This window comes from Algoriphagus yeomjeoni, from assembly GCF_003259505.1.
Lineage (GTDB): Bacteria > Bacteroidota > Bacteroidia > Cytophagales > Cyclobacteriaceae > Algoriphagus > Algoriphagus yeomjeoni.
On sequence record NZ_QLLK01000004.1, the window covers coordinates 251134 to 266864 of the forward strand.

General features: G+C 40.6%; 8 protein-coding genes. 5 read left to right on the plus strand and 3 right to left on the minus strand.

The genetic code is table 11. From position 1 onward, the window contains the following. Positions 1–864 precede the first annotated feature (864 nt). Positions 865–2688, plus strand: coding sequence for a Xaa-Pro dipeptidyl-peptidase (locus LV83_RS08520; RefSeq protein ID WP_111611124.1), 1824 nt, complete (start codon positions 865–867; stop codon positions 2686–2688). A 190-nt stretch (positions 2689–2878) separates the two neighbouring features. After that, complete coding sequence (locus LV83_RS08525; RefSeq protein WP_111611125.1) at positions 2879–5608, plus strand: TrlF family AAA-like ATPase; 2730 nt, start codon at positions 2879–2881, stop codon at positions 5606–5608. 812 nt (positions 5609–6420) lie between these two features. Here the strand turns inward: LV83_RS08525 and LV83_RS08530 are convergent. Beyond that, positions 6421–7953, minus strand: a complete 1533-nt coding sequence (locus LV83_RS08530) for a Ppx/GppA phosphatase family protein (RefSeq protein ID WP_111611126.1) — start codon at positions 7951–7953, stop codon at positions 6421–6423. Between the two features lie 746 nt (positions 7954–8699). Here LV83_RS08530 and LV83_RS08540 point away from each other — a divergent pair. From LV83_RS08540 to LV83_RS08550, 3 genes are all read left to right on the plus strand, one after another. Beyond that, positions 8700–11177 carry a TonB-dependent receptor gene (locus LV83_RS08540; protein ID WP_146613701.1) on the plus strand — a complete coding sequence of 826 codons (2478 nt, stop codon included), beginning with the start codon at positions 8700–8702 and terminating at the stop codon, positions 11175–11177. An 89-nt stretch (positions 11178–11266) separates the two neighbouring features. Next, a complete protein-coding gene (locus LV83_RS08545; protein ID WP_158530540.1) occupies positions 11267–12250 on the plus strand; it encodes a DUF4249 domain-containing protein in 984 nt (327 codons plus the stop codon). A 35-nt stretch (positions 12251–12285) separates the two neighbouring features. Continuing rightward, on the plus strand, positions 12286–13353 hold the full coding sequence (locus LV83_RS08550; RefSeq protein WP_111611130.1) for a DUF4249 family protein: 1068 nt from the start codon (positions 12286–12288) through the stop codon (positions 13351–13353). 175 nt (positions 13354–13528) lie between these two features. On the opposite strand, the gene rfbB is transcribed toward LV83_RS08550, so the two are convergent. Both rfbB and LV83_RS08560 read right to left on the minus strand, forming a co-directional pair. Further along, the gene (gene rfbB, locus LV83_RS08555; protein WP_111611131.1) at positions 13529–14584 is read right to left on the minus strand and encodes a dTDP-glucose 4,6-dehydratase; all 1056 of its coding nucleotides are present in this window, start codon (positions 14582–14584) and stop codon (positions 13529–13531) included. Positions 14585–14647: 63 nt separating this feature from the next. Further along, positions 14648–15700: an NAD-dependent epimerase gene (locus tag LV83_RS08560; RefSeq protein WP_111611132.1), complete on the minus strand. Its 1053-nt coding sequence runs from the start codon at positions 15698–15700 to the stop codon at positions 14648–14650. Positions 15701–15731: the final 31 nt, after the last annotated feature.

The following is a 15731-nucleotide window of genomic DNA, read 5'->3' on the forward strand; positions in this document are numbered from 1 at the left end:
TGACTGATTATTGATGACCAAAGTAAGGTGAACCCAATAAAAAAATGAGGTTTGTTTAATACCGATCGTGCCTTTGGCACTCTTAAAAAATGTCTAATATAATTGAAACCCAGAATTGCATTCTGGGCTATTATTAGCCTTGCCGTTGGCAAGGGTTCGGAACCTTAAGATTCGATTTAAATCCTCGCATTGACACGAAAGCTCTTTTGCCAAAGGCAAAACCCATATCAGCCCCGAATACAGCGAAGCGAAATTCGGGGGCAACGAAACACAAAAAATCACAAGAGTGCCAAAGGCACGATCGGTAATTACCTATAAATTTATGCCGTTGGCAAGGGTTCGGAACCTTAAGATTCGATTTAAATCCTCGCAATGACGCGAAAGCATTTTGCCAAAGGCAAAACCCATATCAGCCCCGAATGCATCGCAGCGAAATTCGGGGGTAACGAAACACAAAAAATCACAAGAGGCCAAAGGCACGATCAGTAATTACCTATAAATTTATGCCGTTGGCAAGGGTTCGGAACCTTAAGATTCGATTTAAATCCTCGCATTGACGCGAAAGCATTTTGCCAAAGGCAAAACCCATATCAGCCCCGAATGCAGCGTAGCGAAATTCGGGGGTAACGAAACACAAAAAATCACAAGAGTGCCAAAGGCACGACCGGTATTTCCTTTTTATTAACCTACGCTACCAATCCAAATTCACCTCCTTCACCCTATCTCCTTCTCCAATCTCTTTTCTTCATTCTCTCTTCTCTCCTACCAACCAACATCGAACATCGGTCACCCCACATCCAACAATAAACCAATTGCAGCAAAACACATAATCAACTATCTTGACTTCCTATCAAATTCCACTTTATGAAATCCTTCAAAACCTCCCTACTTTTTCTCCTAATCTTACTCATAGGAACCTCCAATCTTCTCGCCCAGGTCAAACCCATCTTTGAAAACGGAGAAGCCCAAATCATCCCGGAACTGAAAGATTCCTCCAACTGGATCCGAACGGACCTCTGGGTAGAAACGGAATTTGATACGGATGGAGATGGCAGAATGGATAGAATGCATGTGGATGTGACCCGACCGCTGCAAACCGAAACAGAAGGCCTCAAGCTTCCTGTGGTCTATGCCAGCAGCCCCTATTATGCAGGAACTGCCGGGAATGCTCCTATCTTTTGGGATGTAAAGCATGAACTTGGAGAGCCAGCAAAGCCAAGAAATAAAACCGAAGTAGTTCGCACAGGAAAACGGCCGATTATTTCCAATTCGGAAATTATGAATTGGGTTCCCCGTGGCTACATTGTGGTGCACTCCTCCTCTCCTGGCACCGGACTTTCTCAAGGTTCGCCCACTGTCGGCGGAGACAATGAATCTTTGGCACCGAAGGCCGTGATCGAATGGCTCACTGGCAAAGACAATGGCTACACCACGCCCGATGGAAATGAGAAAGTGATGGCATTCTGGTCCACTGGGAAAGTAGGCATGACCGGAACTTCCTACAATGGTACGCTCCCATTGGCTGCGGCAACTACTGGCGTAAAGGGCCTGGAAGCCATTATCCCCATCGCTCCCAATACTTCCTATTATCACTATTACCGATCCAATGGACTGGTCCGATCACCGGGAGGATACCTGGGCGAGGATATTGATGTCTTGTATGACTTCATCCATAGCGGCGACGAGTCCAAAAGAGCTTACAACAACAAGACAGTTCGCGATACCGAAATGGCTCAGGGCTTGGATAGAATCACAGGCGACTACAATGACTTCTGGGCTGGCCGTGACTACCTCAATGACATGGAACCTATGAAAGCGGCCCTGCTGATGTCGCATGGCTTCAACGACTGGAACGTGATGCCTGAGCACAGCTATAGAATCTACGATGCGGCTCGCGCCAAAGGGATTCCTGCCAAAATCTACTACCACCAAAATGGACATGGTGGCCCACCTCCTTTCTCTATGATGAATCAATGGTTTACCAAGTACCTGCATGGCGTAGACAACGGCGTGGAAGAAGGACCCAAAGCCTACATCGTCCGAGAGCGGGACGAGCAAAGCAATCCAACTGCCTATGCTGACTTCCCAAATCCTGCGGCTTCGGATGTGAACTTCTACCTAAGCCCTGGAGCTCCTGAAGCGGGAAGCATGGGTCTGGAGAAAAAGACTACTGCCAAACAAGAAACCCTGGTGGACAACTACTCCTTCACAGGATCAGCCTTGGCGCAGGCAGACTACACCGAGCACCGACTGCTCTACCTCAGCCCGGTGCTTACCGAATCGATACATATTTCTGGAATTCCTAAGATCACCGTGAAACTGGCATCGAATAAACCAGCCGCCAACCTATCTGTGTGGCTAGTTTCCCTACCATGGACCGAAGGGAGAAATACCAAAATCACCGACAACATCATTACCCGAGGCTGGGCAGATCCACAAAACCATGCTTCCATCCGCAAAGGAGAACCTCTAGTCCCAGGCACATTCTACGAGGTCACCTTCGACCTACAGCCAGACGATCAGATCATCCCCGCAGGACAGCAGATCGGCCTGATGATCTTCTCCTCCGATGCCGAGTACACCTTACTTCCCAAGCCAGGTACAGAACTGACCATAGATCTTGATGGAACGGTACTGACTCTTCCAGTGGTGGGAGGAAAAGGAGTGGTGGAGAAGGCGGTGAAGTGAAATTAGGTGCGGATTCTGTAAAATATACCCTGTGTAGGGTATAGAAAAGGAGGGTTTAGTTCGGATCTTGGGAATCAGAAAAGAAGGGTAAAACCGTATCTATCGTTCCAAAACAGAAAAGTAAAGACGGTTTTACCGTAACAATAAACAAGTTGGGTGCAAGCTTAAAGACACCGTAAAAAATAAAATTATGACAAAAATTGTAAGGGGTTCGGAATGGAGAATTTGGGATTTACATATCCATACTCCTGAATCAATATGTCAAGACTATAAAAATACTCCTGAGAATTGGGACAAGTTTATTAACTGCTTAGAAAACCTACTAGAAGATGTGAAAGTGATTGGTATAACTGATTACTATTTCATTGATGGGTATGAGAAAGTAATGGCTTATAAAGCCAAAGGAAGATTGAAAAACCTTGAAAAAATATTTCCAATTCTTGAGTTTCGAATTGACACCTTTGGAAGCGGAAATGAAAACAGACTTCAAAAAATTAATTTACATATTTTATTTGATATAGATGAATCAAAACTAGAGGATGAAATAAAGAAAATACGTGAAGAATTTATCGACAACATAAAGATTTCGAAATTAGAAGCTCATAAAACTAAAAAACTCTCAAAAGAAAAATTTTCTGAAATAGGCGGAACAGTAAAAGACGGCTTTGAATCACTAATACCTTCAACAGAAGAAGTTTTAGAACTTGTAAATTCAACTGCTTGGAAGGACAAAACTTTTCTATTCCTTGGATATAAAGAATGGAGCAATCTGGAAAAAAATCAACAGCTTAAACCTTTAAAAGACCATTTATATTCACAAGTCAAAGCATTTTTCAGTAATAATATTGAATCAAATGAAAAAAATCAAAATTGGCTTAATGAGTTTGGAAATAAAAAATTACTTCATTCACTAGACATTCATTCATTCAAATATTTAGACTCATATGAATTTGACGAAAATGGAAATAAAAAGTCAATTGAAAATTATCATTGCCATACTTGGATAAAAGCAGACCCAACATTTAATGGTCTAAAGCAAATTGATTACGAACCTGATGAGAGAGTAATTATTGAGCAAATTAAACCACAAGAAAAAGCAGGTTATCAGGCAATTGATTCTGTAACCATCACTCATAGTGATTTTACACATCAAACTTTATACTTAAATCAAAACCTTAACTGTATAATAGGCGGAAGGTCAACAGGCAAATCCGTTTTGCTTGGAGCAATTGCAAAGAAATTAAATTGTGATAAACCTGTAAAATTTGGCAATCAAGAATACACCGACTTTGTTAACGCAATAGTTTCTGGTCTTTCCATTACTTGGAAAGATGGTGTTGAAAACAACGACAGAAATATAGAGTATTTTCCACAAAGCTATATGTATCAATTAGCCAAAAACAAAGATGGAGAACTGGATAAATTAGTAGAGGAAATTATTAAACAGGATATCGTAAAAAATCAGTTAATAACAAACTATGATTCCTTTTCAAGCGAAAACAATTCTGATATAACAACAAAAATCAACAAACTCTTTCAATTACAAGAAGATTTAATCAAGCGAAAGCTAAAACTTAAAGAAAAAGGGGATGAAAAAGGAATTAAAAATGAAATCGAAAAACTGACTAAAGAACTTTCAGAGCTAAAACTAAAAATTCAAATATCCGAACAAGAACTTGAAGAATATAACAAGTTAAAATTGCAATTAGAGGAGCTTACAAAGACTAACGAAACCTACAATACTCAAATCTCAAAAATACAAGCATTAAAGGAGAAGTTTTTCCTTAATAAAGACATAGACTTTGATATAGTTTCACTCTCAGATGCAAACAGAAGTGACATTAAATCTTCCTTTGAAAAGCTTAGAGAAAAATTTCAGAATGAATGGGAATCTGAAATTGATAAAATATCTTTAAAAAACTCTGTAATTGTCAAAGCAAACAGCGAAGCAATAAACGAGATTGAAAAAAATCCAAATTTTATAAAAGGGATTGAAGCTTTCAAGAATAACAAACAATACAAGGAAGTTGAGGAGAAACTCAAAAATCAAAGAGACAAGCTTGCCGACATAACGTTAATTAAAAAAGAAATAGAAGAGTTTATTTTACAAATTGACAGTTTTAAAACCTCTATAAAACAAGCACATAGGAACTTTTATATCAAAATTGAAGAAATAAAAGAAAGCCTTAAAATTTCAGAGGGTAAACTAGAAATATTAGCTTTCCCAAAATTAAAATCGAATGAATTCAAGGAACTTCTTAACTGGAGTATCAATCAGCAAAGTGACGAAGGAAAAAGGATAGTAAATACTCCTATTGAGAATAAAGTAGAAGACTATTTTAAACTTACAAATGAGATTTTTGAGAAACTCTTAAATGCTAACATTACATTAAAGGGCGGAAATGAACATTTGGGTTTAGCATTAAAATTAATGGCTACAAATTTCTTTCAAATTTCCTACAAAATTCTTTATGAAGACACATTTAATCAAATGTCAGAAGGAAAAAAAGCCTTTGTTGTTCTTATGTTGCTGTTAGACTTTAGTGATAAAGATTGTCCAATTTTAATTGACCAACCAGAAGACGATTTAGATAATAGGGCAATTTATAAAGAGTTGGTTAAGTATCTGAAAAAGAAGAAAAAAGAAAGACAAATAATTGTGGTAACGCATAATCCAAATATCGTGGTAGGTGCTGATTCAGAGCAAGTAATTGTTGCTAATCAAAATGGTATTGACACCAAGAATAGAAACGGAACTAAATTTCAATATATCACAGGTAGTTTGGAAAACACGAAAGAGACTGATGCAAAAATTAACATTATTTTAGAGAGACAAGGAATTAAAGAACACGTCTGTGAAATACTCGAAGGAGGTAATGAAGCATTTAAACAACGTGAGAAAAAGTATGACATTAAATAGAAAGCCAACCCCGTGGTCTGTGTCTCACAGACCAATACACATCCCAGACCTTTCTTAGTTTTGGCGAACCGTCATTTTCCCTACTTGGTGTAGTCAGATCGTTATCTAAGCGTAGTCAAATCGATTTTGTGTCTGGGTGAAGTTTCTAAATTCACCCTAATGTCCTATCCAATTTAAATTGGTATAAAACGCCTTTAACAATAATCAACCTCAATCAGCCCCTCCTTTCTAGATACCAAAGAATCCCCAATTCAGTCACTTCCCATTTTTCAACCTATTTACCTGAAGATTCACCCTTTTAGCTCGAAGTTTCATATGTTGATCCTCAAGCTTGAACCTATTTGCTCGAAGTTTCATGTGTTGATCCTGAAGTTTGAACCTATTTGCTCGAAGTTTTATGCTTTAATCCTGAAGTTTGAACCTATTTGCTCGAGATTTTATACTTTAATCCTCAAGCTTTAACCTATTTGCTCGGAGATTCATACTAATATTCTCAACGTTCATTCGCCGAGCTTTAATCTTCACACTTTACTACTGAAGTTTCACTCTTTAAGTATAATGCTTAATTCTTTTATACCCCCGCTAGGAGTAAAGCGCTAGCCTAAGCGTAGAAAATAATTTGGCTAAAGCCGTTTTATCCTATAACCAAATCTCAAATGAATGGGCTAAAGCCACATTCCTATTCAACTAGTGTCGTTTAAATTGCTACCTGTAATTGAATTCCGTTGAATTGTCTCCTGCCCCGATTCCTATTGGGGCTGGAGGCATCGAAATGATTGCTATCCTCCCTTCCCCTCCGCTCAGCTATCGCCTCACCCTTTCACAATCTCCACTTCCAATCCTAAGAATTTTCCCAAGGTATCCGAAAAACGCTGCGCTTCCCAGATCTCCAGATCCAGGCTTTCTTCCCCGAAGAGTTTGATGGTCAGCTTTTCGGCAGTAGGGATGCAATAGACGTTTTCCACCCATTGATTTTTGGTTTTATCCAAGCCTACCGCAACCCTCAGAATTCCTGAAAGTCCTCTGACCAATCTTTGTAAATTCTTATCCAGCTTTTTGAATTTTTTGTGACGTTTTTTTGGACCGGATTTTCGGTGGTATCTGGACAGATGGGCTAGTATAGTGAGTTCATCATTGTTGAAGCCCCTCAGCCTTCCCTTCAAAATCAAATACCTGGAATGCTTATGGAAATCCTTGAAATTCACAAACTGACCTATATCATAGATGAGGCTTGCATGGTGCAGCAACTCCCTACTGGAATCCTCCAGACCGTGTAGGGCCTTTAGCTGGTCAAAAAGCTGAAGCGCCAACTTCGAGATATGCCTTTTCTCGGCTATATCTGTATCATAGCGAGAGGCCATCATCAGCGAACTGCTTTCCCGGACATCTTTACCCTGCTCTTGGCGGTCTAGTTTCTGGCCATTTTTCTCCAAATAGTCTATGATCAATCCGTCCCTCAAGGAAGCATCCGAAAGGGTGATTTCATCCACCTTGGACATTTTCAGCAATTCCAAAAGCAACAGTCCCCCCAGATGGATGGCATCTACGCGGTTGGCACTGATGCCGGGAATGGCTGATCTTTTCTCAGGCTCAAGTGCCAGAAGCTGAGTTATGATTTTTTCCAGATCCTTTATTTTGACCACTTCAGCATTGACGGAGCTGATGATCGTTTTATTTGTTAGTGCCAAAACTGCCTCTCCTAAGGTCCGGATGGTACCTGAAGTGCCGACTACCTTGGAAAAACCAACCTGTGAAGCTTTTGGGATAATTTTTCCGGCAATGGAACAGATATGTTCTTTCAGGTCTTTTTGCTGTGTTCTGTCCAGGGGATTCTGATTTCCTATCAGATCTAAAAGTCTCAGGACACCCAATTTCATACTGCTCGTGAAGAGTACTTCCTCCCGATTTCCAACCACTGCCTCAGTACTTCCACCGCCGATATCAAGGACCATCGCATTTTCTTTTCCTAGCTCTATGGTTTTGTTCACTGCCAAAAAAATCAGTCTGGATTCCTCTTTTCCGGAGATCAACTGGGGCGACAATCCCACATCCTGGATCAATCGGTCTAAAAATTCCCTGCCGTTTTTGGCTTCACGAGTGGCGGAGGTAGCTGCAGTGATGATATGCTCCACCCCATATTGGTCGGCAAGCTGCACATACCTGGAGATGGTTTGCAGGCCATTGTCAAATGCTTCCTGACTGATTACCTTATTTGCAAAAACCCCAACACCGAGTTTGACCATTTCCTTCTCCTGAACCAACACCTCATAGCTTTGCCTTGAGGTGACTTTGACTATAATCATGTGAATGGAATTGGTTCCGATATCTATGGCAGCTAGGTTCATGGGTCTTTTTTTGGGTTTGATGAATATTAAAAATAATTATGTGGTTATCCGCAATGATGCCAGTAGCCTTTTTTTCTTTGGTTTGAGGGACAGAAGACCGATGACCGATGACCGAAGTAGCCACTATGCTAGCTTTAATCACTTCCTTTGTTGCTTTTATCTATTTACTGGCAGAAAAGCGGATATACATAATACTAAAAGTACAGGATAAAAAATAAATGGGATTGAAGGTTTGATGACTGTGTTTGAAATCACATGCTATTCGAGATTTGTAATCTCGAACTTTCAACCCCGTGGTCTGTGTGTTGCTTCGGTTCAGTCCTAGCGTAACGATTAGCTGCCGTAGGAACCTTACAGGAAATACTGTTTTAGCTTTAGGCAAAACAATAGAGGCCACTACAGAAAATAAGGCTCTAATGCTTTAAGTCGCCGTCGATCATTTATAGAAAAAATGCCTGACTATCTCTACCATGGCATTTTGTGAAACGCCTTTCGAGGATGATCAAGCTTGTATGAAATAAAATTTCTTTTTATCTCCGCCCGAATTACATAATTTACTATTCCTCTGATCCTTGCATGTGGTAAGCAACTAGTTGTTCAAATGAGTTTAGAAATTTAGCTTGTCCCATATCAAAGGTTAATTTTCTATTGCTAGGTTCAACAATTCAGGAATTTCAAAAAGTCAATCTTGAATTTGGATAAATAGATGAAGTGCCAATTCAATTACATAACCCAAAATCGAGCAAGTGAAAATCGCACAGCTACATTTTTTTCAACTACTAAAGGAAAGTCTATTCCTTAAAAATATAGAATTCAAACCTCATCTTTTATTTCTGATGCTCATGTCCTTGTTGGCTATGCATTTCCAACCAAGTTACGCGCAGACTGAATTTACAGAAGTCAGTTTTGAACAGGGAAATAATCCCAAAAGATCAAAATACTTTATAACAGGCAAGGTCACTCAATTAGAGACTTCCGAACCACTGGCAGGTGTTGCCATTCATATAGACGGAATCTTTGCCGGAAACAATACCGATGCAGCGGGGCAATATGCCCTTACGCTTGATTCAGGAAAACACCGGCTCGTTTTCCGGGAGTTTGGAAAAAAACCAGCTCATTATATTGTTTTACTATTTGGAGACGGCCAATTGGACGTAACGCTAGCCGATCGCGATTTTGAATTAGAGGTATTTACGGTACAGGCAGAGGAGCGCGACAGAAATATCCGGAGTCCGATTACCGGTGTCACCAAAATGAACATCGATGAGATAAAACTTGTGCCGGCATTTTTGGGGGAGGCTGATGTGTTCAATGTGCTTCAATCCATGCCGGGAGTGACTTCTGTAGGCGAAGGTTCTGCAGGAATGAATATTAGGGGCGGTCAGGCAGATCAAAACCTGATCATGATGAACGAGGCCATAGTGCTCAGTAACAGCCACGCATTGGGTTTTCTGTCATCATTTAATGGGGATGCGCTCCAAAATTTCACCTTGTATAAAGGAACAGTGCCGAGCTACTTTGGGGGAAGGAGTGCCTCAGCATTGAACATTGAAATGAGAAAAGGTAACAGAGAAAACTGGAAAGGAAGTGCTTCTTTGGGAACTTCGGTCAGCAAATTCCTGGTAGAGGGGCCTATCGTTCCAGAAAAGACTTCAATGATATTTGCCTCAAGGTTATCTAATGCCAATTGGCTTTTGGAGAATGCAAATGAAGTTGATGTCCAAAATAGTAAGATTAACTTCCACGATTTTTACCTGGGTATCTCCCACCAATTTTCTGAGAATAACAGCCTTGATTTCAACCTGCTGAATACCGGAGATTACTTCAGGTTTTCCAATAAGTTTGGGTTTGAATGGGACAATCTCGTCGGGTCTTTAACCAGCCGAAACCTAGTGACCGATAATTTCTCTCTGGTCGGCTTGGCAGCTTTTGGGTCATTCAACAATGGTTTTTTTGAACCATCTGAAGTAGACCCATCCAAAATTGATAATGGACTTTACTATTTCCAAGGAAAAATAACCGGTTTGTTAACGCTCGAAAAGGTGGACATCAACTTCGGCGCAGAAGCTGTCCAATACCAAATGAGGCCAGAATCGCTCAGTCCTCTTACAGAAGAGTCAGGGATTGCTGCGCAAACAATTCAGAAAGAAAGAGGATTAGAATATGCACCCTTTGTATCAGCTGATTGGAATCCATCAGAAAACTTTTCTATATCAGGAGGCATCAGGTATTCAAATTATATACAACAAGGACCGGATTCAGTCTATAGATATCAAGAAGGAGTTCCAATGTCTAGGTTGACAATTGAAGGAGTTGATTACATAGAAAGCGGACAAGTGGTGAGGTTCAGTGGCTTTGAACCAAGGTTCTCCTTCCGCTGGACTTTTGGCAACTCCAGTTCTATCAAAGGCGGCTATTCGGTCATGAACCAATACCTTCAAACCATCTCCAATGCTACAGGCCCGACGCCAATAGATCTTTGGCAGCTAAGCACAACCTATATCCTACCACAAAGATCCCAAAATGCTTCTTTAGGATACTTCCGAAACTTCAAAGAAGATGAGTGGTCTACCTCTCTCGAGGGCTTTTACAGGACTACGGACAACCAATTGGAGTACCGGGATTTTGCTGATTTGTTTGCAAATCCGCACCTAGAGACCGAACTGATCCAAGGGAAAGGCAAATCTTATGGTGCAGAAGTATTGATCCAAAGAAATAGCGGTGGTATCACAGGTTGGCTAGCCTATACCTATACCAGGTCATTAATAAGAACCACCTCTAATTTTGCAGAAATTCAGGTTAATCAGGGCAATTGGTTTGCTACCAATTTTGATAAACCGCATAACATTTCTCTTGTCACCAACATCCATATCGGAAGGGGACGGACTTTCAATACAAATTTCAACTTTTCGTCGGGCAGGCCTGTAACAGGGCTTACATCTAACTATGTGGTCGGAGGGATTTTTGTTCCAAATTTTGGGAACAGAAATGAATTCAGGATACCAAACTATTTTAGAATAGACATTTCTTACCTCACCAATGGGTTTGTAAGAAAATGGGATGACAAGATCAATTTCAGTGTCTACAACCTCACAGGTCGCAGAAATGCCTATTCGGTATTTTTTCAAAGAGAAGGCAGAAACCAACGATTGGTACCTTATCAGATTTCAATTTTGGGCACCGCTTTTCCATCATTCACTTACACTGTTTCTTTTGGCAAATGATCTCACGCACTAAAAAATCTGTCCGGCTCCTTGTGGTATTATCTTTTTACTTTTTTTTACCATTTTCCTGTATTGACAAACTTGAGTTTTTGGAAGATAAGCAAGAAGTACAATTGGTAATTTATGGACTTTTGACCGATGTGAATGAAAGACAAGTCGTCACAGTATCTAAAACTTCAGCTATTGGTCTCAGGCCAATGGAAATTAGGGATGCTAGGGTTTCCTTATTAACAGCATCTGGAGACAGATTTAGATACGTTCATAATGGATTAGGAGAGTATTTCTTAGAAGGATTTGCTGCACTAGAAGGAGAAAGTTATGCCATCGAGGTACTGCTGGAGGATAAAGTCTACCGGTCAAACTATGAGAAGATTCCTGAGCTTCTTGCCGATGATGTAATCAGTTTTGAATTTAATAAAGAACCATTTAGGACTGAGGCTCCGGAATCGGTTTTCACGGTGAATTCGGAGACAACACTGCCTAATTCGACAGATCCGATCTACCTGAGATGGACGGTGGAAGAGACATATTTTTGGCCTTTGGTCTATTTACCGGGGACGGGATTTCCTCCTCCACCTCCCCCGCCTTGTTTTATATCGGATGTCATTGAGCCCAATAGACTCAATTTATTTGACGGTTCGGGTAGCAGTACCCGAAAAGGAAATTTTGCATTAGCAAAAAGATTAGTGGACAATTCCTTTCTATATCCATTTTTTGTGAGCGTCAAACAACTCAGCATCAATCGGGAAGCCTATGAGTATTGGGAAAAAATAGAAGCTGTGATCAATAATCAAGGATCCTTATTTGATATCCCCCCTGCTTCAGTGTATGGAAACATCTCCAATGTAGAAGACCAAAATGAAAGAGTCTTGGGGTATTTTGAAGTTGCCAAAACCAAGGTGACCAGGATTTATACAACACGTGCAGATGTCCCATTTTCTCTTGTGGATCCTTGTCAGTATTTTCAAAATAAACCTGAAGATTCGTATGCCGCTGAATGCAAGTCTTGCGAAGCGCGGGCCCAAGGCAGAAGTTGGACAAATGACGCACCTGATTGGTGGGAGTTTGATTGAGATTTTTGGGGTTTGGGCAAGGATAATATCATAAGATGAAAAAGGACTTTTATTCAAATTTGACCCTACTTACCTGCCTTGCTTCTCTGCTTTCGGTACACTTCTCTTGTATTGAACCACTTGATTTTTGGCAGGAAACACAGGAGGGACAATTAATCATCTATGGATTGTTTACGGATATTGATGATAATCATATTGTCAATATCAGCACCTCCGCACCTTTGGCTTTTCGTCCCAAAGGTGTTTCAAATGCAGCCGTTTATTTACTGACCGAAGGGGAAGGAAAAGCACCATATTTCAGCAAAGGAAACGGTGTTTATGAATTGCAAGGGGTGAAATCAACAGAAGGAAAAAGTTATGCTTTAGAGGTGGTTTTGGAAGGAGTGACATATAGGTCAAAATTTCAAGAAATGCCGAAGGTTGTTGGCAAGGACAGTCTAAGCTACCAAGTTGCGTATGAACCGTTCAGATCCTCACTGGATGAGCATGTTTTTAAGGTATTCGCTAAATCAGAAATACCGGAAACCAAAGACCAGCTATTCCTCCGGTGGATAGTGGAGGAAGGACATTATTGGCAGCTACTCTGGATTCCTCCTGGCACCCCTCCGCCTCCACCCTGTTTTATTTTTGATGTCATGGATCCAACACGAGTAAATTTATTTGACGGGACAGTCACTTCAAGTCGGCAAACAGAGAGATTATTGGCTATCAGGAAATTCGACAATGCCTTCCTATTCCCATATTTTGTAACAGTCAAACAGTTAAGCATCAACAGAGAGGCTTTTGAATACTGGCAACAAATCAATATTGTCATTAACAACAAAGGCTCCCTTTTTGACATACCGCCCGCTCCGGTATTTGGGAACATCACGAATACTGAAAATCCAAATGAGCTTGTACTTGGCTTTTTTGAGGTTGCAAAATCATCAGTTTCGAGATTCTTTGTGACCTCTGAGATTTCTCCTATTTATTTGCAGCCGATCTGTGAATTCATTCCCGGAAAACCCACCAATCAATATCCAGCAGAATGCCTATCCTGTGAAGGTCGAGCAGCAGGCCGGGATTGGACAAGTACTATACCTGACTGGTGGGTCTACGATTGACCTCAAAATCAATAGAGTAATCAAAAAATAATATCATAGGTAAAACCCTAGATCTAGGTTGGAACTTTGATACCAACAATCGGCCTAATTCCTAGCTCTAACACTCAATTAAACTATTCTTTATCCGTCCAACTTTTGAGTGCTATTCCAAACGCTTCTTTTAGACTAAAGCTTCTTATCTATTTTCATATAACTGAGAATAGTAATCTTGATACGCTCCAGATGTCACATGATCCAGCCACTCCTGATTGTTCAAATACCAATCAATGGTAATTTCAATTCCTTCTTCAAATTGCAGACTTGGCTCCCAGCCTAGCTCCTTTTGGATCTTGGTGGCGTCTATCGCATAGCGGTGGTCATGGCCTGCACGGTCCTGGACGTAAGTGATTAGCTTTTCAGAAGTTCCGGCTTCTCGCCCAAGCTTCTGATCCATTTTGGCACAAAGCAATTTCACTATATCAATATTCTTCCACTCATTGAAGCCACCGATGTTGTACGTTTCCCCAGGTTTTCCATTGTGAAACACCGTATCAATCGCTCTGGCATGATCTTTCACAAATAGCCAATCTCGAACGTTTTCCCCTTTGCCATAAACTGGTAGCGGTTTGGAATTCTTAATGTTATTGATGCAAAGCGGGATGAGTTTTTCAGGGAAATGATTTGGTCCATAATTGTTTGAGCAATTAGAAACCACGGTTTTCATTTTGTAGGTATTGGCATAGGCTCGTACAAAATGGTCTGAGGCTGCTTTGGATGCTGAATAAGGAGACTGAGGATCATAAGCAGTGGTTTCCAAAAAGAAGCTATCGTCATCAAGGGATCCGTAAACTTCATCTGTGGAAACGTGGTAAAACAAATGATCCGAAAGGTTTCCCTTCCAATATTCCTTGGCCGTATTTAACAAGTTGACCGTTCCAAAAACATTGGTCTTCACAAAAGCTAATGGATCCGTGATGGATCTATCTACATGCGACTCTGCTGCCAGATGGATTACATCGGTGATCTGATGCTTTTCAAAAATAGCTGAAAGGGCATTTGCATCTTGGATATCTGCTTTTTCAAAAACATAATTTGAAGCTCCCTCTACTGCTTTCAAGTTCTCCAAATTACCTGCATAAGTCAAGGCATCCAGATTGATGATTTTGTACTGAGGGTATTTTTGAACAAAAAGTTGAATCAGGTGGCTGCCTATGAATCCGGCCCCCCCTGTGATCAAGATTGATTTTTTCATGAGTTACTATTTATGCTCAATTATCATTCATCAAGTAAAACCTGAGGCCTGCTCGAAAAGAACTTATTTTTTGTAATAGTCTAAATACCATTCGGTAAAAGATCTTACCCCTTGCTCGATTGGGGTATCAGGTTTATACCCAGTATCTCTCACCAAATCAGATACTTCCGCATGGGAAGCTGGCACGTCACCTGGCTGAAGAGGAAGCAGATTCATTTTGGCCTCCTTACCTAATCCCTTTTCTACCGCATGAATGTAATCCATCAATAAAACCGGAGATGAGTTACCAATATTATAAACTTTATAAGGTGCTTTGGAGCTTCCCGGATCTGGTTTCTGCGAATCAAAATCAGCATTTGGACTGGCGGGTCTATCGGCTACTTTTAGAACTCCTTTCACGATGTCATCTATGTAAGTGAAGTCTCGCTTCATATTACCATGGTTGAATACCTGAATAGGTTCTCCTTTCAAAATAGCTTCTGTAAAAAGGAACAAAGCCATATCAGGTCTTCCCCATGGCCCATAAACGGTAAAGAATCTTAAACCGGTCGTTGGAATATTAAAGAGATGGCTGTAAGTATGTGCCATCAGCTCATTTGACTTTTTCGATGCTGCATACAAAGAGATAGGATGATCTACAGAGTCTGAAGTGGAAAAAGGCATCTTCTCGTTCGAGCCATAGACAGAGCTGGAAGAGGCATATACCAAATGCTTGACAGGATGAAATCTGCAGCACTCAATGATATTCAAAAAGGAAATAATATTGCTTTCTATATATACCTCAGGATGAGTCAAGGAATATCGAACACCAGCCTGAGCTGCCAGATGAATCACTACATCAAATTTCTCTTGGGCAAAAAGCGCTAGCAAGGGCTCCTTCACCGATAAATCCAACTGAATAAATCTATAACTGGGCACAGTATCGGATTGCACTAGCTCACCTTTTTTCACCAAGTCACGCTGAATTCCCATATTGGCCAAACGGGCATATTTCAGATTGATGTCGTAATAATCATTGACGATATCCAGACCAACTACCTCGTCTCCCCTCTCCAAAAGTTTTTTAGCGACGTGAAATCCAATAAATCCAGCAGTTCCGGTAACCAGGTATTTCATAAAAGAATTTTATTAGGTGATGAAGGCTTAA